The following is a 19,671-nucleotide window of genomic DNA, read 5'->3' as shown; positions in this document are numbered from 1 at the left end:
GCGACCCTGGGGTCGCCTTCTATCGTTTTGCAGAGCGAATCTGCAACGACTTTTACTTTTTCTTACGTATGTAGAGCACGAGATTGTGGTCAACCAAATCGAAGCCATGCTCCTCAGCGATCTTGTGCTGAAGGGCTTCGATTTCCGGACTGGTGAACTCGATAACCTCATTGGTATCCAGGTCAACCATGTGGTCGTGATGACCACCGTCAGCCAGTTCGAACACTGCATGACCGCCGTCGAAATTATGGCGAACCACCAGCCCTGCGGCTTCAAACTGGGTCAGCACACGGTAAACCGTGGCCAGGCCTACGTCCTCGTTAGACTCCATCAGCGCCTTGTAGACATCCTCGGCACTCATGTGGCGCTGCTCAGCAGAATCGAGCATTTGTAGAATCTTGACTCGAGGCAGAGTCACTTTGAGACCGGCTTTGCGTAGTTCGCTATTTTCAACCATGGTTAGCTTTCTCGCGGATGCTGCTTCGCAGCTTCTCTTAATACGGGTATGATCGGCGTTTACGTTGTCCCAGCCAAGATAGTGGAAGTCGCCCACCGATGCAAAACACCAAGCTCTTGCTAACCAGTTTCACCTTTGTGGGACTGCTCGCACTCGCCGGTTGTTCATTCCCCGGGGTTTACAAAATCGACATCCAGCAGGGCAATGTCGTCACGCAGGACATGATAGACCAGTTACGCCCCGGAATGACCCGACGGCAAGTACGGTTTATCATGGGTAACCCCCTGCTGACCGACACTTTCCATGCCGATCGCTGGGATTATCTGTACAGCCTTCAACCGGGTGGCGGTGAACGCCAGCAGGAACGCGTCAGCGTAATTTTCAATGGCAATGATCAGCTCGTCAGCCTTTCCGGTGACTTCATGCCTGGCGTAAGCCGTGATGAAGCCCTGCTTGGCAAGGACACCGGCACTGCACCTGTGCCTGCTCCCGCGCAGCAAAGTGAGCAGCCCAAGTCCGAAGTACCGGCCAAGCCTGGCTCTTTGCTGGACAAGATCCAGAAAGACGTCGACGGTGTGGAAACTGTTCCAGTCCCGTCGCCACAGCCTCTGGACACCAGCCCGCAGTAAGTTAGCGGCGCTCGATAAAAAGCCCGGCATGCCGGGCTTTTTGTTGCCTGCCAATTGGCAAGCCTAGTCGTTTCTCTGTCTGGCCAGCGCAGCCTTGGCCGCGCGCAGCCTGCGCACTTCCTTGGGATCTGCCAGCAGCGGGCGATAAATCTCGATGCGGTCACCCGACTGCACAGGGCGAGTCTCGGCATCCGTCACCACCTTGCCAAAAATCCCCAACGGGCAATCGGCAAGCTCCACTTCAGGAAATTGCGCAGCCATTCCCGACGCCTGCACGGCTGCCCGCAGACAAGTACCGACCGGCACGCTTACAGCCAATAAAACCTGGCGTTCGGCGGTGGCATACACCACTTCAATCTCAACCATGCAGTTGCTTGGCTCGTTCACAGAAGGCGTCGACCAACGTATTCGCTGCCTGATTGAACAGCGGCCCCAACGTCGCCCGCACAATCGGCCCGGCGTAATCAAAGGACAGATCCAGGCTGATCTTGCAGGCCTTCTCGGTCAATGCCTTGAATACCCATACGCCATGCAATTGCGTAAAAGGGCCTTCCTGCAGATTCATTTCGATGGATTTGCCAGGCACCAGGATATTGCGCGTGACAAAGTGCTGGCTAAGGCCGCCCTTGGCGACGCCAACACTGGCAACCATGTACTCGTCACTGCCTTCCAGCACTTCAGCGGTCGAGCACCAGGGTAGAAATTCCGGGTAACGCGCCACGTCGTTGACCAGGTCATAGAGCGCCTGCGCCGGATAAGGCAGCAGGGCCGAACGTTGAATATGCGTCGTCATGTGAGCGTTATTTCCACTGCTGAGACAAACATCGCGAAAAAAACAGCCCAATCCGCGAGAGAAAAAAACCAAAGAACTGCCCGCATTGTCCGGGATTCGCTCAACACGCTCAAGCACGCAGCTTGACCGTAGCCGACACGCTCGCAACTCCCTATAATGCCGCCCCTATGGCTAAACAAAAGAAACACCCTACAGGGACCATCGCGCAAAATAAAAAGGCGCGACACGATTACTTCATCGAACACCGTTTCGAGGCTGGTCTGGTCCTGGCCGGCTGGGAAGTAAAAAGTCTGCGCGCCAGCAAGCTGCAGTTGGTTGACAGCTATGTGCTGCTCAAGGATGGCGAGGCGTGGCTGCTCGGCAGTCATATTACCCCGCTGACCACCGCGAGCACTCACGTGATTGCCGACCCGGTACGCACACGCAAGCTGTTGCTCAACGCCCGCGAACTGGAAAAGCTCGCCGCTGCCGTGCAACAGAAAGGCTATGCCTGCATTTGCCTGTCCTGGTACTGGAGCAAGCACCTGGTCAAGTGCGAGATTGCGCTGGGCAAGGGTAAAAAGGAATACGACAAGCGCGACACCGAACGTGAGCGCGATTCCAATCGCGAGCTGCATCGCGCCGTACGCAACAAAGGCAAGGAAGACTAACCTTGTCACGGCGTAGCCCCGGGAACCTCCCGTGGCTACATGCCCTCGCCTCCCACAGACCTCCTCCCGATACAGCTCCCGATAACGCCAGCGCACACTTACCGGTTCACCGGTATGCTGATGACCTGCGCGTAACAGGATAGGAATCGACACCGGACAGCGTCTCCGGCGTCTGCTGTTTCTGGAGGATCGATGAGTCTGCCTGCTGCTTTCCTGAGCGATGTCGCACAACTGATCCCGAAAGATCGGCGTTTCGACGACCCACTTTCTACCCTCGCCTTCGGCACCGACGCCAGTTTTTACCGACTGATCCCACACCTGGTGATCCGCGTCGAGTCGGAAGACGAAGTGGTCGCGCTGCTGCAATGGGCGCAACGCGATGGCGTACCCGTGACATTCCGCGCAGCGGGAACCAGCCTGTCCGGGCAGGCCATCAGCGATTCGGTGCTGATCGTCCTGGGCGACAATTGGAACGGCCGCGAGATTCGCGGGCAAGGCCTGCAAATCCGCCTGCAGCCAGGCGTAATCGGTGCCCAGGCCAATGCCTGGCTCGCCCCGTTTGGGCGCAAGATCGGGCCGGATCCGGCGTCAATCAATGCCTGCAAAATCGGCGGCATCGTCGCCAACAACGCCAGCGGCATGTGCTGCGGTACGGCGCAGAACACTTATCACACCCTCGCCGGCATTCGCCTGGTGTTGGCCGATGGCAGCCGCCTGGACACCGAAGACGCGGCAAGCGTCACGGCATTTCGCAATCGGCACGGCGCGCTGCTTGAACGCTTGGCGACACTCGGTCGCCAGACGCGGGCGAATGCCGAATTGGCCGCACGCATCCGCCATAAATACCGCCTGAAAAACACCACCGGCCTGTCACTCAACGCTCTGGTGGATTTTGATGACCCACTGGAGATCCTCAGCCACCTGCTGGTGGGCTCCGAAGGCACCCTGGGATTTATCAGTGCCGTGACCTACAACACGGTGGTCGACCATCCGAACAAAGCCTCGGCGCTGATCGTATTCCCGAATGTCGAGACCTGCTGCAACGCCGTAACCGCCCTGAAAACCCAGCCAGTTTCCGCGGTGGAATTGCTGGACCGACGCAGCCTGCGCTCCGTGCAAAACAAGCCAGGCATGCCCGAATTCGTACAGCACCTATCGGAAACAGCCTGCGCCCTATTGATTGAATCCCGCGCGGCGTCGCCGTCATTACTTCGTGAGCAACTGGCGCTGATCATGAAGGCCCTGGCCCCCTTTGCGGTGGAGAAGCAGGTCGACTTCACTGAAGACCCCGTGGCAAACGCCCGGCTGTGGGCGATCCGCAAAGACACCTTCCCCGCCGTCGGGGCGGTGCGCAAGACCGGCACCACCGTCATCATCGAAGACGTGACCTTCCCGGTCGAGCAACTGGCCATCGGCGTAAACCGTCTGATCGCGCTGTTCGACAAACATCACTACGACGAAGCCATCCTGTTCGGACACGCCCTGGAGGGCAATCTGCACTTCGTGTTCACCCAAGGCTTCAACAGCGCGCAAGAAATCACACGCTATCAAGCGTTCATGGATGACGTGGCGCAGTTGGTGGCCGTGGAATTCGGCGGCTCGTTGAAGGCCGAACACGGCACCGGCCGCAACATGGCGCCATTCGTCGAACTGGAATGGGGCAGCGAGGCCTATCAACTGATGTGGCAGCTCAAGCGCCTGCTCGACCCCAATGGCATCCTCAACCCGGACGTAGTGCTCAGCGAAGACCCGCAAATCCATCTCAAGCACTTCAAGCCCCTGCCGGCTGCCGACGAGCTTGTGGATAAGTGTATCGAGTGCGGATTTTGCGAGCCGGTGTGCCCGTCGAATGGCCTGACCCTGAGTCCGCGCCAGCGCATCGTGATCTGGCGTGACATCCAGGCCAGGAAACGCGCGGGCGTGGATACCGCCGAACTCGAAGCCGCCTACCAGTACCAAGCAATCGACACCTGCGCCGCCACCGGGCTGTGCGCCCAGCGCTGCCCTGTAGGCATCAATACCGGTGACCTGATGAAAAAGCTGCGCAGCCGAGACGCCGACCGCAGGAAAACTGCCGAATGGCTCGCCAACCATTTCGCTACTGTGCTGCAAGGCATGCGATTCACCCTGCATGTCGCCAACGGCGCGCGCATGCTATTGGGCGCCCCGCGCCTGGCAAAGTTGTCGGCGCAGATGACCAGGTTGTCCAAGGGACAGGTTCCGCAGTGGACCACTGCCATGCCGCAACCGGAAAAAACCATTCGCTTCAGCCCCGCAGCCACCGACGGACGTCCGCGCGTGGTCTACCTCGCCGCTTGCGTCTCACGCGCGATGGGGCCGGCGGCGGCAGATAAAGAGCAAATGTCGCTGTACGACAAAACCCGCAGCCTGCTGGAAAAAGCCGGTTACCAAGTCGTCATCCCCGACAACCTCGACAGCCTGTGCTGTGGCCAACCCTTCGCCTCCAAAGGCTACGCCGAACAGGCCGATCACAAGCGCCAGGAACTGATCGGCGCCCTGCTCCAGGCCAGCCGTGGCGGCCTCGATCCGATCTACTGCGACACCAGCCCCTGCACCCTGCGCCTGGTGCAAGACCTGGGCGAAACACGCCTGGACCTCTACGACCCCGTACGATTTATCCGCACCCACCTGATGGACCGCCTCGACTTCACACCTCAGCAAGCGCCAATCGCCGTGCACGTCACCTGCAGCACTCAACACCTGGGCGAAAGCCAAGCACTGATCGACCTTGCCCGACGCTGCGCCAACACCGTGGTCATTCCGGAAGGTATCCACTGCTGCGGTTTCGCCGGCGACAAAGGCTTCACCACGCCGGAACTCAACGCCCACGCCCTGCGCTCACTCAAGACGGCGGTGCACTCTTGCAGTGAAGGCATTTCCACCAGCCGCACCTGCGAAATCGGCCTGAGCCAACATGGCGGCATCGACTACCATGGGTTGGTGTACCTCGTTGACCGCGTCACAAAAGCACGCACACATTAAACCCGCAAAAAAACAGAACCCCTGCGCACTGGCGTAGTCATCTGCATAGGCCTCGACGAACGAGGCTCATCAGTGATGTCGCTGGCCGCCGTTCAACGCCAGCAGCGTCGAGCCCTTTTGCGCAAGGAGATACCCCATGAAGCGTTCCGCTCTTGCTGGCTTGTTTGTTACCGCTGCGATGCTGGCGTCCCCTGTGTTCGCCGCGGGTAATGACAAAGACCTGTGCCAGATCAACCTCGACAAAATCAACAACGGCAAAGCCCTGCTCGCCACCGACACCAGCGGCAAAAGCGGCGAAATCGACACTGCCGTATCCCAGGCCAAGGCGGCTCATGCAGCTGGCGATGACAAGAAGTGCATCGAGATCAGCTCCAAGGCCCTGCAGGACCTGCAAAACAGCGACAAAGGCGGTCAGTAAGCGAGAGGGCCAACCTTCGGGTTGGCCTTCCGTGAGCATTTGACGTACACTGCACAGGCTTGTCACTCACTAAGAAACAACGAGTTACAAGCACGGGGCCGTTTAGGATTCGACGCCGGTCGCGAAACTTTAGGTGCATGCCGAGTTGGTAACAGAACTCGTAAATCCACTGTTGCAACTTCTTATAGTTGCCAATGACGAAAACTACGGCCAGGAATTCGCTCTCGCTGCGTAAGCAGCCTTAGCCCTGAGCTTCTGGTACCTTCGGGTCCAGCAATCACCAGGGGATGTCTGTAAACCCAAAGTGATTGTCATATAGAACAGAATCGCCGTGCAGTACGTTGTGGACGAAGCGGCTAAAACTTACACAACTCGCCCAAAGCACCCTGCCCTTCGGGTCGCTGAGGGTTAACTTAATAGAAACGGCTACGCATGTAGTACCGACAGCGGAGTACTGGCGGACGGGGGTTCAAATCCCCCCGGCTCCACCATATCCTTACACAGCGCCCCGTTTTCGGGGCGTTGTGCTGTCAGAAGCTAGCATTTTTAGCTAGTGCGCCACCAAGGCGTGACACTCTGGTGAGGCATCAACCGGTGCTCATCGTGAAACTACTACCCTACTACCTATCGCTCAACCGTCACGGAACTTACTATTTCCGGATGGTCATTCCGGCCCCCCGTTCGTAAACTGCTCCAGGGTAAACGCGAGATTCGCCGGTCACTTAAAACCGACAGCCAGAGGCTGGCCGTGAAGCGTGCTAGGCAGCATGCTGTGCGCTTAGAATCAGTTTTTGATCAAGTATTGAGCATGACGGCACAACACGACTACTAGCCCTCAGAGGAGGAGTGAAAGCTGTTTAACGAACTCACCGGCGAAAATCAGCGCGGGGTATGGGGCGAAGCCGAATTGCGGCCGCAGGCCCCTCAAGAGCGTGGATCGATTTGGAGAGACCTGACGAAAGGTATCACTAGTCACCGGCTGAAACGTCCGCGTACCATCTGGGCGACGACTATGCTCATGACAGCAACGCTACGCTAGCGGTCCTACATGGCCATGCCCGCAATGGACGGGCTGCGGAGGCAGGCTGGGTCTCATCTCACTCGTACAACTCGGAATCGACCTCGCAGGGAATTGCACCGATGCTGCATCACTACACGGCAGTGAACACGTTGGCTTTGATACTTAGGCACCAGACTTTACGCTTCACTCGTTTAGACCAGTTTGATGACATAACCGAAGGCCGGTCGCTGGGCCCATTTCCTCTCGGGGCGCGGATGTTTGCAAGCTGCTGGTCAGCCGCCGACGAGGAAAGCATTCCGCAGTGGGCGATGTACGGAGACTCTATGCGGGGTGTTCGCCTTTCCCTCCGCTCTGACCCCTTCATCTGGCGTCCAATCGATATCAGGTGGCACGAGAATTTTCAGTTTCTTGATCTTGAAGCGCCGTACAGTATTGAAGAGATGCTCGCCGCCAACATAACGCTACTTCCTACGCCTCAGATGAGACAAACATTCGGTCAACCAGTGAGCTACGTGCCGGACGTATCCGCTGCGATTGGGCGATTCGCTACCGTATCCAGTGAAAACGAAATCACACTCCATGGTGAAGGCACTGAGATCGCATTCTTGAAGTCTGACTCATGGGCGTTTCAGCAGGAGCATCGGTTCGTAATGGTCGCCGCGCCGGGCCCCACGGAGCCGTACACCGGCGAAGCATCTGCATATATTGAATCCAGGAAAATCTGGCATCAAAAGGGCGTCGATCTCATAAGAGGAATCCCTAATCCTCTTTACGTCGACCTGAAGCTCGATCACAAAGCGCTGACGAATGCGGAAATTTTGGTAGGACCTCTAGCGCCGCCAGGCACGATGGAGATCGTTGAATCGCTCATCGCGCGCTTCGCAGTAGGTGCAGTCGTGCGTGAAAGCAATCTCAGAGGCATGATCCGCCCGAAGTAAAGGTACACGGATAGGCAATCAGACCTTTACCTGCCTCAGCCGATTACTGCCCCAATCAAGATCAAACGCATCCGGCGCCAAATCCATCACCCCCATTGCCTCATAGTCAGCGTGAATAGCACATTGCCTACACAGTCTGAAAACTTCAATATGGCCTTACTGAACCTTGAGCGCGTTGCTACACACTGTGGGCCAAAAGCTGTCAGTTAGCGTCTACAGCAGAAGTGGTGATTCACTTTGTGCAGGTCTTTTCATAATATCTTGACGTTCGGCAATCCGCCGACACACAACGTCATAAACAATTTCCGCGATTTTGTTTGCCAATAAAGGCGGTACCGCATTGCCCACTTGGTGGTACTGCTGGGTTCGATTCCCTTCGAAATAATAGTTATCTGGGAAGGTCTGAAGCCGCGCGGCCTCGCGAACGGTCAAGCTACGACATTGCGCAGGGTCGTAGTGAATAAAGTAGTGGCCATCCTTCGAGATATGGCTGGTGATAGTCGTTGCCGGAAGCTCTGCGAGCTGCACCCTGAAGCGATCACTGAATTTACCGCTTTCCCAGTTCTTGTGAGCGGGAGCAAGGCCAGGCAGTGAAAATTGCTGATGGCCCTTTGGCGAATACTTGTTGTGCTCAGCAAAGGTGCTTGCAAACGCGTATCGCCGCAGGTCGGACTGCATATGTCCGCGGGCATCGTGGCTCATCCAGTATTTGATATCGGCGTCTTGGTACCAGGCATCAAGGGTAGGTATACCCGTGCTGCCTAGACCTTGCTCCTTAGGCACTCGCAGACCGCCAGAACTCTGAGGAGCATTGAAAAGTGCTTGACGAGTAGCTCGCAGAGGCGCAATCAGTTTGCCATCTTCCATTTCCGCGTGACGCAGTAAATCGTCTACTTCGTCGGTAACCGCTCGGTACCAATCTTTTTGGGAGTCCGAACGCCGCGACAGCTTGCTTCTAAGCTTGGGCAAACCACCGATGGCTTGTCTGACCGATACCGGGTCGGCTGTTTTCAGGAGGTCATGAAATGGGGTATTACCGTGCTCGTCGAGCGCTATTCCCAGAAGAATGACTCGATGGCGAGCTTGTGGAATCCCGTATTTTTCTGCTTCGATGATAAAAGACTTCGGATTTACCCTCCCGATGCAATCAGCAGAGCTGATCGACTCTTCTGAAACCAGAGAACAGATCTTGTATTTCTGCCCGCCCTCTACATGATCCAATGCTTGGGTAGGGTCCACTAGGTCTCTGAGAATCTGCGCAAAGATCCCTTCACCCCCAACCTTGGAAGACAATATCCCTTTGACATTTTCCATGACAAAAACAGTAGGGCGATAATTCTTGATGATACGCAGATAATCTTTATACAGAAAATGCCGATGATCATTCTCAGCGACGTAACCCTGCTTGCCTTGATTTCTAGCCCGACCAACGATTGAATACGCTTGGCATGGAGGGCCGCCTATGAGGACCCAGGGACGTCCATCTTTATTCAATCTGGCGTCGATGAGTTCATTTAGCTCAGAGTCGCCTGCCTCCGATCCCAAGGTGATCTGCCGTGCTTCCTCCTCGGCTCGGGTCCAGAAATCTCTCGTTTCAGGAGTGCTAGGCTCTGCGGCCTCACCATTGCAGTACCGGTAGTAGTCCTGAAGCCCTTTGGGATACTCGCGCTTGAGCAAGCGATAGAAGGCGCGCAGTTTAAGTGTCTTCCTGGCCACAGGGTCCATTTCGGCGGAAACGATGATGTCGAATCGATTGCCATCACCGGAGGATGAAAAACCCTCACCCAGTCCGCCAGGGCCCGCGAAAAGGTCAACGATCTGGATAGCGTCCTCAACTGCAACAGCTGGCTCGGCGGTCGCCCTCGGCGGGAAAAGAGTGTTCTGGTATTGAGTCATGGGCTCATCAGTCAAGAAAACAGGAATGGCAACAGCATAGTTAGCCGAGCAGCAATACTTTACCAGGATTGGCCCACCAGCGCAGCTTTAGCCGCGCTCACGACGATTGCCAACTAAAAGTTTTTCGGCGGAAATGGCAATCTCAAATTATGGTCCATACGCAGCTAAATCGTTGTCCACTACTCTGCGCCCGGCGAGAAAACCAGCGATTTATATAAGCCTCGGGAGCGCTAGCGCAGTTCAAAGGTCGTAACTCAGCAAGAGCAGGCACATCTGGAGGGTGATCGGTGGACGTAGTCAGCAAAGAAGTCAGATCTCGCATGATGGCCGGCATCCGCGGCAGCAATACAATCCCGGAGATGAAGGTTCGAAAGCTGCTGCACAGTCATGGCTTCAGGTATCGATTGCACCCACGACAGCTTCCCGGTCGCCCGGACGTGGTGTTACCTCGCTACCGCCTCTGCTTATTCATTCATGGCTGCTTCTGGCACAGGCACCCCGGATGCCGGTACGCGACCAATCCCAAGTCTCGCGAAGATTTCTGGCGCGCAAAGTTCGAGCAGAACGTGAAGCGAGATATAAGAAACAGGGACGAACTGCTGCAACAGGGTTGGCGCGTCTTCGAACTCTGGGAGTGCGGAATCCGCAGGCCGGAAGCAGAGATCCAATGGCTTCTGGAGGCCGTGCCGGATTGCGATCAACGTTATATTTCCTGGCCCGCTCTCCATACAGCGCCGTCCATCTGACCGGGGCGCTCGGGCTACCAAGCCGGCAATCCTGAACCTCCATCGAACCGTTACGCAACCTGAGTCAATCTCTATAGCAGTTTGGACTTTAGACCAGAAAGATCAACGCTGTACTCGAACTGAACAACGCCTGCGGGTAATACTCCACCTATGAAACTTGCAGGCGTTATCCGGGGAAAACTGTCATCAACCGAATAGGACAGTGCCTCGAGCAGGTTGTATGCTTCTTTTCGTGCCGAACACCCTGCCTCCATGCCGAGACGCTGCAATGCTCCTTCCAGCACGGCGGCATCGATGCCGAGTGCAACGAGACGATCGCAAACGAGATCAATCGACAGACCTTCATCGACCGGCTCAAACCTGAAGTGAATCAGTTGTAGCGGCTTACCCGATGAGGCGGCCAGCTGGAACTGCCCAGAAATGTTGATCACGCTCCCGTAACGGCTGATCGTTGACTTGACTTCGTAGTCGGTCGTTGGAGTTCTAATGTCAACTACGCCTCCGAAAGGGCCGCTCCACTCATAGGCCCCCCCTCCAATAACCAGCGTCTCCAGAGCCAGCAGTTCAGCGAGCACGTCATAGCCATGCTTGTCGACCAGCGCATTCCCCAGCAGGTGCCGCCACCTTTCCCACCAAACCAGAGGATCAGCCAGCAACGCTTGCCGTACCGCGATGCCGGGCTCGACGCTGACCATATGCTCGCAGATCACCCCGAACTCGTTGCGGAGCCATTCAATGGACGACTCCAACCGCAGAAAGCGCCTCTGCTGTCCCGCGATCACCCGCTCCACTGTCCGGAGCCTGGCGCCGGCGAACCCTTCCGAGATCTCTAGGGGGGCAGAGCACTCAACGGCAACGCCGAACCTGTCGCCTTCACGAAATACCCACGCAGGGCAGGCTGCTGGCATCGCCTTGATGGGCAACATCCGCCCACTCTGGTCGAGGTTGGCAAAGCCTCCCTGAATCTCTTTCAACAAGTCAGTCATGTTCGCTATTAATACCAATGGGTGCGCATCCTACATCGGCAAACAGTGCATCGACGTAGCCGAACAAACCGCCTTCGCAGAAAACGGGTTCCTTGAGCACGATCTGCGCCGTATTGAGCTTCATGATTGCCCTGAACTGATCCTGGGAGGGTTTACGCAGCCATCGCATCCTGAAAATCAAGCGCGTCAGATCAATCCTGAAACCGCCCTTACCTGGGCGCTCAACCAGTTGTACGACCGTATCGGTAGTCACGCTCTCCAACACCTTTCGAGTGTTTTCCTCGGTGCCCTGCCACGTCAGGTGAACGGTCCACCACAACGCCCGTAACCAGATGCGGCTTCGGCCTTTCCAGTAACGCACGGGTGGTGCGCTGTCCCAACGATTTTTCACCAGATCAGGCAGTACACGCAAGGATAAATAGCGCCACCAGCCGTCATCTGCGGCGGTGCGAATGTCCATGCCAGCCTCTCCCAAGACCTGGTACAGGGCAAGGCCAACTTTCATGTCATAGGCCCCAGGGCCTGAGGCATTGCTTCTGGCAATGGGGTCATACATCGACACAATTGCAAAGAGTTTGCGGCGTACCTCTTCCATTTCCGGACTGAAAACTTCGTGGAGAAATGAACCGCTTTTGACCATCTCGTCAAAGTGGCGCTGCGACAGTTTGAGATTCAGTGTCGGGAAACTCATACCGCGTTCTCCAGTGCCCGAATCCGGCGATCAAGCCAGCATTGCGTGGATATGAACAATTCAGGAAGCGAGGCTGTATTCAGATCACCCATTCGAATGAACGTATGCACTGCATCCGCAATACTCGCAATACCTTCATCGGTATCGAGCCCGTCCTGATATGTATCGAATTGTGCACCCATGTCTACTTTGACCTGCGCAATGACCAGGGCGAGCCAGGCTGCGAACACTTGGCGCATCAACGGCGACTGCTCGATATTCAGGGCCCGACGGTCGCGCAACTGCTCAAAATGCGGGTGGGCATTGTTGAGTACCAAAGCGACATAGTCGCTGGAGAATGGCTCATCCTGCGGATCGCTCCAGCAAGCTTTCAATTCCCACAGTGGACCGTCTGCGCCAAGAGACTCCTCCACCACAGGGAAAAGGGAGCCGTCACCGTCGATGATGATTTCGATCGGTTGTGCCAAAGGACCCAGTCGTGCACCTAGGTGATGCGCAAATCCGGGAACGAACTCTGCTTTGGATTGGCCTAGAAACGCCTGAACAGATAGAAAACCGCTCCCTCTTACGGTCCCGGGCTCCAATTCGATGTTGAGCATCACACCGCTGCCTGCTTCTTCGTAACGCAGGCCATGAACGGGCCCAAGCGTTCGCCAGCAGGAATCTGCCGATGCCCATTCCAGTGCCAGCAACACTTCAGTGTCGGTGTTCGCCACACCCTCGGGACCGAAGATGGCTTCCAGAAGCGGAGCCCGCTCGATCAAGGATTGAACCACCAAGGGATGTTCGGCCGGGTTCCAGTCACTGTCCTTGCCCAAGGCGTATTGATCGCCACTCACCTCCGTCGCACCCGGATCAAGGCCATCATGTGACCGGAAAACAAAGAGCACTTCCGAATCGCTTGCGCCGCCGAGTGGCGCATTCAGCATTCGATATAGCGGCAACCGAGTACTCATTGCGCGGCTCCATTGGAATCCGAAATCCGCACACCGACCACCGGCCGCAATAACTTGCCACCAGGTTCATTTATCCTGACGTGAAGCTCCCCCTCCAGCACCAGCCCCGGTTGAACAGACGCCGCATCGACCGAGAGCCTGACATAGGTTCCGTCGGCCATTTCCGTGCATTTTACAGAAGGGGTCGCACTGCTGATGAGGGGTGATTCCAGTCGAAACGGAAACGTGCCGAGCCCGTTCACAAACCATGCCTCTAAAGGGATCGGCCCGGATTCGGAATCCACGGAAACGGTGATTTCTCTGGATATGTCTGGCTGCATCAGCCCCCACCTCAAGCACCATTTCATGACGATGGCGGATGCCGCATGCTTGACTTCGGTTACCTCCAATTCGGGCGAAGCCACAGCGCCTTTTCTGGAACCTTGGCCGATGGACGGAGGCGGCGCCGCTTTGCCAAACCGCCCATCCCCGCCAAACCCACGGCTGGGCAGCACGAGTTCGGCCAGTTTGCGTGACATACGCATCGAAGGTTTGACGGTTACGCTGGGCTGGGACGGTACGCCGAAATCCTTCAAGATTCGGCCACACTGGCCACGAATCTTTTCAACAACCCGCCCTCCGTTCACGTCCACCCACGCGGCATGGTCCGCACGCTCGCAGCTCCTTAGATAACCTTCGAGATTCTGTATGCTTGAGCGTAACCCTCGGGCTGCGGATGGCAGGAGCTCCTGTTCCGAATCTGGCACAAAAAGCGCCACAACGTGTCGGCCGTCTGCAAAACCGGCGAACCCACCGGCCCAGCCTCGCGAATCGATACTGTCATCCCAACAGATGTTCATTCCAGGTGAGCGCATGAATGTCACCATCGGTCGATGGGGAGCGCCGCTTCCTGGCCTAGAGAAGATACAGGTTTCCGGGCTGGGGGCGTTGTCTGGCGCCTCCATCTGCAATTGACGTGAGGTCAACGCCACGCCAAGCAGCCAGCCCGCGTGACCGGAGCCCACGAACTCACCTCGCAACTGGATAGCTTTGCAAAGCACATCGTCGCTCTTGAGACCTCTGGCCGTCAGATAATCTGCCTCTTCAGGCGCCTCTCCTATTGCGCGGTCATACAAGCACTGACTGGCCCGGAATATCGGCAACATATCCGCGCTAGCTATCTCCATACCGTTAACCGAAGCACTCAGGTATCTACCACTGGCGAAGAAGGGGTTATCCAGGCGCGCACTGAACCAGCGCTGGATCGCAACATTTACGTAATCTTCGTAACTACTGTGCCACCACGGCGCCGACCTGTCTTCGTGGTCGAACACGGACAGCAGGTTTTCCTTGAGCAATGGGATGATGATTGCCGTGCCGGTTGTTTTACCGCTGAACGGTTGGGCACCCAATGCCCTCAGGATATTGTGGATGTGCTCCGGCGCAGTGATTGCTTGCAGTCTGTCATTCGCTCCCCACCACGCAATGCCGGTTTGCGTCGTGAGCTGCAAGCGGTCGACACTGTTTTCATCTTCGACCAGCGAAGCCACCAGCCGCTCTTCATATCCTCCGGATGTCTCGATCCGGCTGTAGTAGACAACAAGGCCTGCCCCCATGCGGAAGTAACAGGTCTTGCCCAATCCCCACGAACCACCCGCACTCTCATCCGTGCGAGTCCGGCCGATTTCGAACACGAGCTTCAGGAAATTGCCATGCTGACCATTGGCTCCAACGCTGTCGAAGGTCATCGGCCCGGTCAGCCCCTCAGTACCTGAGTCGCGGATCTCAAGCAGTTTCGGCGTACGCGGATAGCGTTTTCCGAGCATCTGCAGGTTCAGCCCTTCACTGAAGATGGAGGCGATGGCCTCCAGCGAGTGCTCGCGGATATGGAAATCCACTGAAACCGGCAGTTCCTGATTACCTTTGCGCCCTGCGTCGAGCGCGTTCTGAACGGATTCGCGTACCAGCAAGTCCAGCAAAGGCGTTTCTTCATTCTGCAGCGCGCGAAGCAGGAACGCACCGGACTCCTGCATGGGCTGCAGTGGGAGGCTGTAATACTTCATGGATCAGACCGCGCCTACCGTTTCTTCAAGATTACTTTCCGATGGCGCGAAGGTCTCCGGAATATTGACTGTCACGTGAGTGACATAGCTTTTCTGCTTGCCTTGCGAACCCGGCAGATAAAGGCTGATACCTACGATGTGCGCTTTGGCATTGAGCGATTGCCTCTCTCGGCGCGGCGCAGGGGTGACCTTTGTAGAAGGCTCATAGGGGCTGTCTTTATCGATGAGATAGATCAGCAGTTGAGGTACTGTTCCGACACCACCTTTGTCGCGTTCCTCTGCCACTTGGAAATTACTAGAACCCGGCTTCGGAAGACCAACTTCTTGAAGAGCGTATGCATCCGCCAGCAGGTCCTTCGGATCTCGCAGCGTACCAATGGACACACCATCATCCGAACGCTTATCGGCGAAGCGGCTACGGTTGATCCGGCCAATAGTCTCGCCGGAAATCTCCCAGCTGTTATCCGGTTTCGGTGTGTTGCCCGCCACCACGACGTTCCACTTCGTATAGCCAGCGTCTTTATCGTGCTCACCGAGCCATGTCAAAAAAGCTGGCATGTCGGAGAAGAACTGATTACCGGGATGAAACGACAGGTCCGCCAGATATTTGGCTACCTGACCGACGTCGACATTACGCCAGACAAGGCTATTGGCCCCCTTCAATTCGGATTTTTTGAGGTTGGTACCTGCCGAGCTTAGAAATTTCGCTGTACACAACAAATTATTATTGAGCACCGCAGCAGCATCATCGCCGTCATGAAAAACGGTTGTTTGCCGATTGATTCCCGAAAAGTCGAATTTTGCCTTGATCGCGCGCTGCATCCTGTTCGCACCTGTCGGGCGAAGCCATGCGAGCCCAGCATGGACACGGACCCGAGGCCCGAACTCTTCAGGCTTGGCACCGGCGTACATGAAGCGCTGCAGATCGTCACGAAGTTCCTCTTCCGCGACGGTCATGAACTCGTACTTTTCTCTCGTATCATCGGACATCCACACACGAGGCAACAATTCATAGCCTCTGCGGTAACCAAACCAGCGCCCCATCTGCATCAGGGAATCTGCCTGCGCCGAGCCACGCAGGAAGAATGTGCTGACTAGGTTTTCAATCGTCAGCCCGCGAGAAAGCGTGCCACCGCCGATAACGATAAACGCTGTGCAGTAATTCAGAGCGTGCTCAGCGTCAGGGTAGAATAGCCGCCTGACCTCGTTCTCATCAGTCACGCCGTTATTGGCACAGTTATCAACACAGATATGGATGCCCTGGTGGTATGTCCGTTGCAAATCTGCATCCAGCTGGATAGCTGTCACCGTATCGAGAAGTGTCCGCACTTCTGCAAAAAAAAAGTCAAACGCCGGCAGTTCACGAAGTTCGGAGAGCCGGCCGTAGTCAGGGAAACGGTCGGCAAACTGCGCAACATCGAGTTGTGACGAAACGTTGTCCCACACGGGCCTGAATGTAGCGGCCAACTGATCATCAGCGTACTTCGACCACGTCTGGAGCGCTGCCTGCACCGCTTTGCTCATGTACTCATGATGAAGCTGCCTTGCACTTGTATGGATCAACATGCTCACAGGCTTTGCAGCGCCGGACAATCGCATCACGGCTACACAGCACAGGTACCAAATCAGGCTTTCGTGCAGCGCGTGAGGCAGTGTCAGGTCTTCCCCTCGGTGAAGGCTACCCACCTGTTCCAGGTCTTTTGTAGAGACTTCACGAACGATTCCAAGCGGCTCTTTATCATGTTCGGCGTAACCAAAAATCTGCACGGGCCCGAAATGTTCGTCCGCCTGCGGCAGCGCTGCAATGAAATCCGAAGGGTAAAGGGTCTCTCCTGGTCCTTCATTGAGAAAGTTGGCGGCGGGTGTGGCGGTGAACGCAACATAGTTCACGCATTGCAGAGGCAAACTGATCAATTGGAGGATGAGTTTGTTGATGGCCGTACGCTCAGCCTTCGAAACGTCATTCGAATTGATGCCCGCCTGATCCGCCTCGTCATCAATCACCACGAGCCGCATCTGCGACATGCCCAGCGGGTGCGCTTTGATCCACGCAATGAGATGCTTCAGCCGAGCCGGGTTCTTCAGGCAAACAACAAGGTGGCGGTCTCGTCGGCCAGCGTCGAACTGCATGTCCTGCGCACGGGCACCATAAGGACTGTTCTTCGATGGATGCTCGATCGCCTTCCAGCTGACGTTACCATCATGCTGGAACAGGTCGCCGACCAGACGCTTGTTGGTTTGTACCCGCAGGTTCTCGAGGGTGCCGGTGAGCACGACGAACAGGTTCCATCGATAGTCGGCTGCCATGGAAATCAAACCCGCCATGTTGGCCGTCTTTCCGGACTGTACATGCCCGACCACCAGCCCTTTTACAGGCATGCGATCTTGGGTGGTCTGCCGCAGGTGCCGAAGGACGCGCACCGCAGACATTTGAATATTATCGACCGAGGCTTGCTTCCAGCCCTGCGCGATCAGATGTTTTCTGTAAAGCTGCCATGCACTTCGCGCGTCTTGCGGCACTGCCATGCCAGGCTCGGCTTCTTCCGCCCCCACAACAATCAAGGGTCTCGCCGCGGCAACGGATTGCTGCTCGGCCTGTTCCTTGTGCCGAACAATCTTCTTCCAGCATTCAAGGCGCTCCTGCGGGCTTTTGCCCAGCGAAGGCCAGTCGTCCATTTGCTCCTGCAACAGGAACCAGTCGTTGACCTTCTCAATTGACTGTTCCGTCCGGCCGAGTCTGGCGATATCTTCCCAACTCCAGCTTTTCAGGCGCCGACCATCAATGAACGCGCGGCATTTATCGTACGCTGGGTTGATACTGTAATCAGACATTAGCATCCCTACTATATTCGGAAGACAACTCGAAGCAGGAACATCGCCCACATCCAAGTCAGGAACAGAGATAGTGGCACAGAGCTAGCCACCTTACAAAATCCTGTCACCAGGCGGTCGTGAATTGCGAGTCCGCTCTTGCGCGGATACTTTCCATCGCCATCAGACAGCGATATCTGTTCAGCCTTAGGCCGTTAAATTATCTGCCAAGACACTCTCGCAGAGGTCGGCAGCCGCGTACGTGAGAATTCAACGAGGAAGATAAGACGTTGTTTGCTCATCAGTCATCTCGATTCGACAGGTTTTGGCGAGTGCCTCACCACGATGAGATCGGCTTCCGTCTCGTACTAAAAGCGCTGATCCATGTAAAATTATTGCGTGAAAAAACTCTTGCCACACAGGAACAATGTTCCCAATATTACGCAAGGTAAAACGAAGCGGCGCCCTATAGTGTAGTGACGGAGCAGGATGACATGGCACTCAAAAAACAGGCCAAGCCTACTGAAGCACTTCTGACCTTCGAGGTTTTTTATAATGGCGAGCTGTTTCAAACCGTCGAGTTTTCTAGGCTCCGCAAGTGCAACAACTGGCGCGAAAAGAACCTAGAGACACCGTTCCTTTATGTGATCAAAACGCCTGACTGCAACCGTGAGAGCTGCATCGAGCTTTCCAAGCGCTACTTCTTAACCAAACACCGCGTGTACCCGGATATATTTGAGCGCCCTGAGTGGGACGTCGTGACCGAGGCAGAACTGCAACAGCTTGCAGAGACTCGCATTGTGCGGGAAACCCGCGAGCGCACAGGCGTACCGCTTTCTGTCCAAGTTGGCGGCGGTAAATACGACGTCACCATCGTTCACTTTGACAAGCCAATGCGTGACCGCGTTGAGATCATCAAGGGCGACCTGAGCCGCGAAGAAGCTTACGAATTCATTCGCCACTACGGCACCGATGTCGTTACAAAGGTAGTGACACCAACCGAATACGAAATGAGGCCAGTAACCAAAATGAATCAAACCGAGCGCCAGCAGCTGATCCTTAACACGTTGCTAGACACCATCAAGCCAGAAAAAACTGGCTGGCGAGAAATTATCAAAGCCATTGAAGCGCTGAACGTAATCAAGCCAGACGGCTGGCTGGAAGTACGCGACGTACTTCAGTACGCCTTGGATGAAGGTCGCATCGTCCGCCCTAAGTTCGATCCGCATGCCGATGACGAGTATTACTTTGCAGTCACCCCCGCTAACCCTAACAACACGGAAGCTGAGGAATAAGCACAAGTTGACGTGTTCGTAGAGAGAAAGAACCAACGACGAGCGTTACCGTGTATTGCATTAGGGGAGCTCATCAAGAACCCCCTAAGAGCGGGGGAGGTGGCGCTAGAGCCTAGCACGGCTGTTGCGTATGAATCCGTAGGCGCATAGCAGCCAGCGGCACCAACGTCAGTTTCATTGGGGTTTTCCGGTAAATACCACTCACCCCGGTATAAGAGATACGAGACTGACGACATGTACCCTCGAAAGCCAGACGCCTCGCTGTACGACCCGTCCCCGGCTTACCTACGTGGCCTTCTGGAGACGGCAGGCATCACCCAAGAGGCAGCAGCGACCGCA

Annotated in this window: 17 protein-coding genes and 1 other RNA gene; 9 read left to right on the top strand and 9 right to left on the bottom strand. The window is 56.1% G+C overall.

Going from position 1 to position 19,671, the window contains the following annotated elements:
- Positions 1-52: 52 nt before the first annotated feature.
- Positions 53-457 carry a ferric iron uptake transcriptional regulator gene (gene fur / locus ACXX81_RS01995; RefSeq protein ID WP_003194220.1) on the bottom strand — a complete coding sequence of 135 codons (405 nt, stop codon included), beginning with the start codon at positions 455-457 and terminating at the stop codon, positions 53-55.
- A gap of 98 nt (positions 458-555) precedes the next feature.
- Here fur and ACXX81_RS01990 point away from each other — a divergent pair, with 98 nt between their 5' ends.
- Entirely contained in the window at positions 556-1,086 is a 531-nt protein-coding gene (locus ACXX81_RS01990; protein ID WP_057008727.1) for an outer membrane protein assembly factor BamE, read from the top strand.
- Between the two features lie 63 nt (positions 1,087-1,149).
- Here ACXX81_RS01990 and ACXX81_RS01985 read toward each other — a convergent pair whose 3' ends face one another.
- Entirely contained in the window at positions 1,150-1,452 is a 303-nt protein-coding gene (locus ACXX81_RS01985; RefSeq protein WP_458571133.1) for an RnfH family protein, read from the bottom strand.
- Positions 1,445-1,879, bottom strand: coding sequence for a type II toxin-antitoxin system RatA family toxin (locus ACXX81_RS01980; protein ID WP_003235071.1), 435 nt, complete (start codon positions 1,877-1,879; stop codon positions 1,445-1,447). Before ACXX81_RS01980 ends, ACXX81_RS01985 begins: the two co-directional genes overlap by 8 nt.
- Before the next feature lie 167 nt (positions 1,880-2,046).
- Here ACXX81_RS01980 and smpB point away from each other — a divergent pair, with 167 nt between their 5' ends.
- The 6 genes from smpB (at position 2,047) to ACXX81_RS01950 (ending at position 7,909) form a co-directional block, all read left to right on the top strand.
- Entirely contained in the window at positions 2,047-2,529 is a 483-nt protein-coding gene (smpB, locus tag ACXX81_RS01975; RefSeq protein WP_003235073.1) for an SsrA-binding protein SmpB, read from the top strand.
- A gap of 192 nt (positions 2,530-2,721) precedes the next feature.
- Entirely contained in the window at positions 2,722-5,532 is a 2,811-nt protein-coding gene (locus ACXX81_RS01970) for an FAD-binding and (Fe-S)-binding domain-containing protein (protein ID WP_458571132.1), read from the top strand.
- A 136-nt stretch (positions 5,533-5,668) separates the two neighbouring features.
- The gene (locus ACXX81_RS01965) at positions 5,669-5,950 is read left to right on the top strand and encodes a PA2433 domain-containing protein (RefSeq protein WP_338488341.1); all 282 of its coding nucleotides are present in this window, start codon (positions 5,669-5,671) and stop codon (positions 5,948-5,950) included.
- Between the two features lie 94 nt (positions 5,951-6,044).
- Positions 6,045-6,441: a transfer-messenger RNA gene (ssrA, locus tag ACXX81_RS01960) on the top strand.
- A 161-nt stretch (positions 6,442-6,602) separates the two neighbouring features.
- A complete protein-coding gene (locus tag ACXX81_RS01955; RefSeq protein ID WP_458572561.1) occupies positions 6,603-6,782 on the top strand; it encodes a DUF6538 domain-containing protein in 180 nt (59 codons plus the stop codon).
- A 308-nt stretch (positions 6,783-7,090) separates the two neighbouring features.
- Complete coding sequence (locus ACXX81_RS01950; RefSeq protein WP_458571131.1) at positions 7,091-7,909, top strand: hypothetical protein; 819 nt, start codon at positions 7,091-7,093, stop codon at positions 7,907-7,909.
- Positions 7,910-8,122: 213 nt separating this feature from the next.
- On the opposite strand, the gene ACXX81_RS01945 is transcribed toward ACXX81_RS01950, so the two are convergent.
- Entirely contained in the window at positions 8,123-9,805 is a 1,683-nt protein-coding gene (locus tag ACXX81_RS01945) for a DNA cytosine methyltransferase (protein WP_458571130.1), read from the bottom strand.
- Between the two features lie 287 nt (positions 9,806-10,092).
- Between ACXX81_RS01945 and ACXX81_RS01940 the strand changes: the two genes are divergently transcribed.
- Positions 10,093-10,551: a very short patch repair endonuclease gene (locus ACXX81_RS01940; RefSeq protein WP_458571129.1), complete on the top strand. Its 459-nt coding sequence runs from the start codon at positions 10,093-10,095 to the stop codon at positions 10,549-10,551.
- A gap of 71 nt (positions 10,552-10,622) precedes the next feature.
- On the opposite strand, the gene ACXX81_RS01935 is transcribed toward ACXX81_RS01940, so the two are convergent.
- The 5 genes from ACXX81_RS01935 to ACXX81_RS01915 are packed head-to-tail and all read right to left on the bottom strand — an operon-like array spanning position 10,623 to position 18,058.
- Positions 10,623-11,537, bottom strand: coding sequence for a PD-(D/E)XK motif protein (locus tag ACXX81_RS01935; protein ID WP_458571128.1), 915 nt, complete (start codon positions 11,535-11,537; stop codon positions 10,623-10,625).
- Positions 11,530-12,228 (bottom strand): DUF6339 family protein, encoded by a 699-nt coding sequence (locus ACXX81_RS01930; protein ID WP_458571127.1) that lies wholly within the window; start codon positions 12,226-12,228, stop codon positions 11,530-11,532. Before ACXX81_RS01930 ends, ACXX81_RS01935 begins: the two co-directional genes overlap by 8 nt.
- Positions 12,225-13,184: a hypothetical protein gene (locus ACXX81_RS01925; RefSeq protein ID WP_458571126.1), complete on the bottom strand. Its 960-nt coding sequence runs from the start codon at positions 13,182-13,184 to the stop codon at positions 12,225-12,227. Before ACXX81_RS01925 ends, ACXX81_RS01930 begins: the two co-directional genes overlap by 4 nt.
- Positions 13,181-15,226, bottom strand: a complete 2,046-nt coding sequence (locus ACXX81_RS01920) for a hypothetical protein (protein WP_458571125.1) — start codon at positions 15,224-15,226, stop codon at positions 13,181-13,183. The genes ACXX81_RS01925 and ACXX81_RS01920 overlap by 4 nt, the downstream gene beginning before the upstream one ends.
- Positions 15,227-15,229: 3 nt before the next feature.
- The gene (locus ACXX81_RS01915; protein ID WP_458571124.1) at positions 15,230-18,058 is read right to left on the bottom strand and encodes a Z1 domain-containing protein; all 2,829 of its coding nucleotides are present in this window, start codon (positions 18,056-18,058) and stop codon (positions 15,230-15,232) included.
- Between the two features lie 473 nt (positions 18,059-18,531).
- On the opposite strand from ACXX81_RS01915, the gene ACXX81_RS01910 reads away from it, so the two are divergent.
- The gene (locus ACXX81_RS01910) at positions 18,532-19,332 is read left to right on the top strand and encodes a hypothetical protein (protein WP_458571123.1); all 801 of its coding nucleotides are present in this window, start codon (positions 18,532-18,534) and stop codon (positions 19,330-19,332) included.
- The last annotated feature ends 339 nt before the right edge of the window (positions 19,333-19,671 follow it).

The organism is Pseudomonas sp. GNP013, assembly GCF_054343995.1.
Note: the sequence above shows the minus strand (reverse complement) of the source record. Positions and strands in the feature narration are given on the sequence as shown.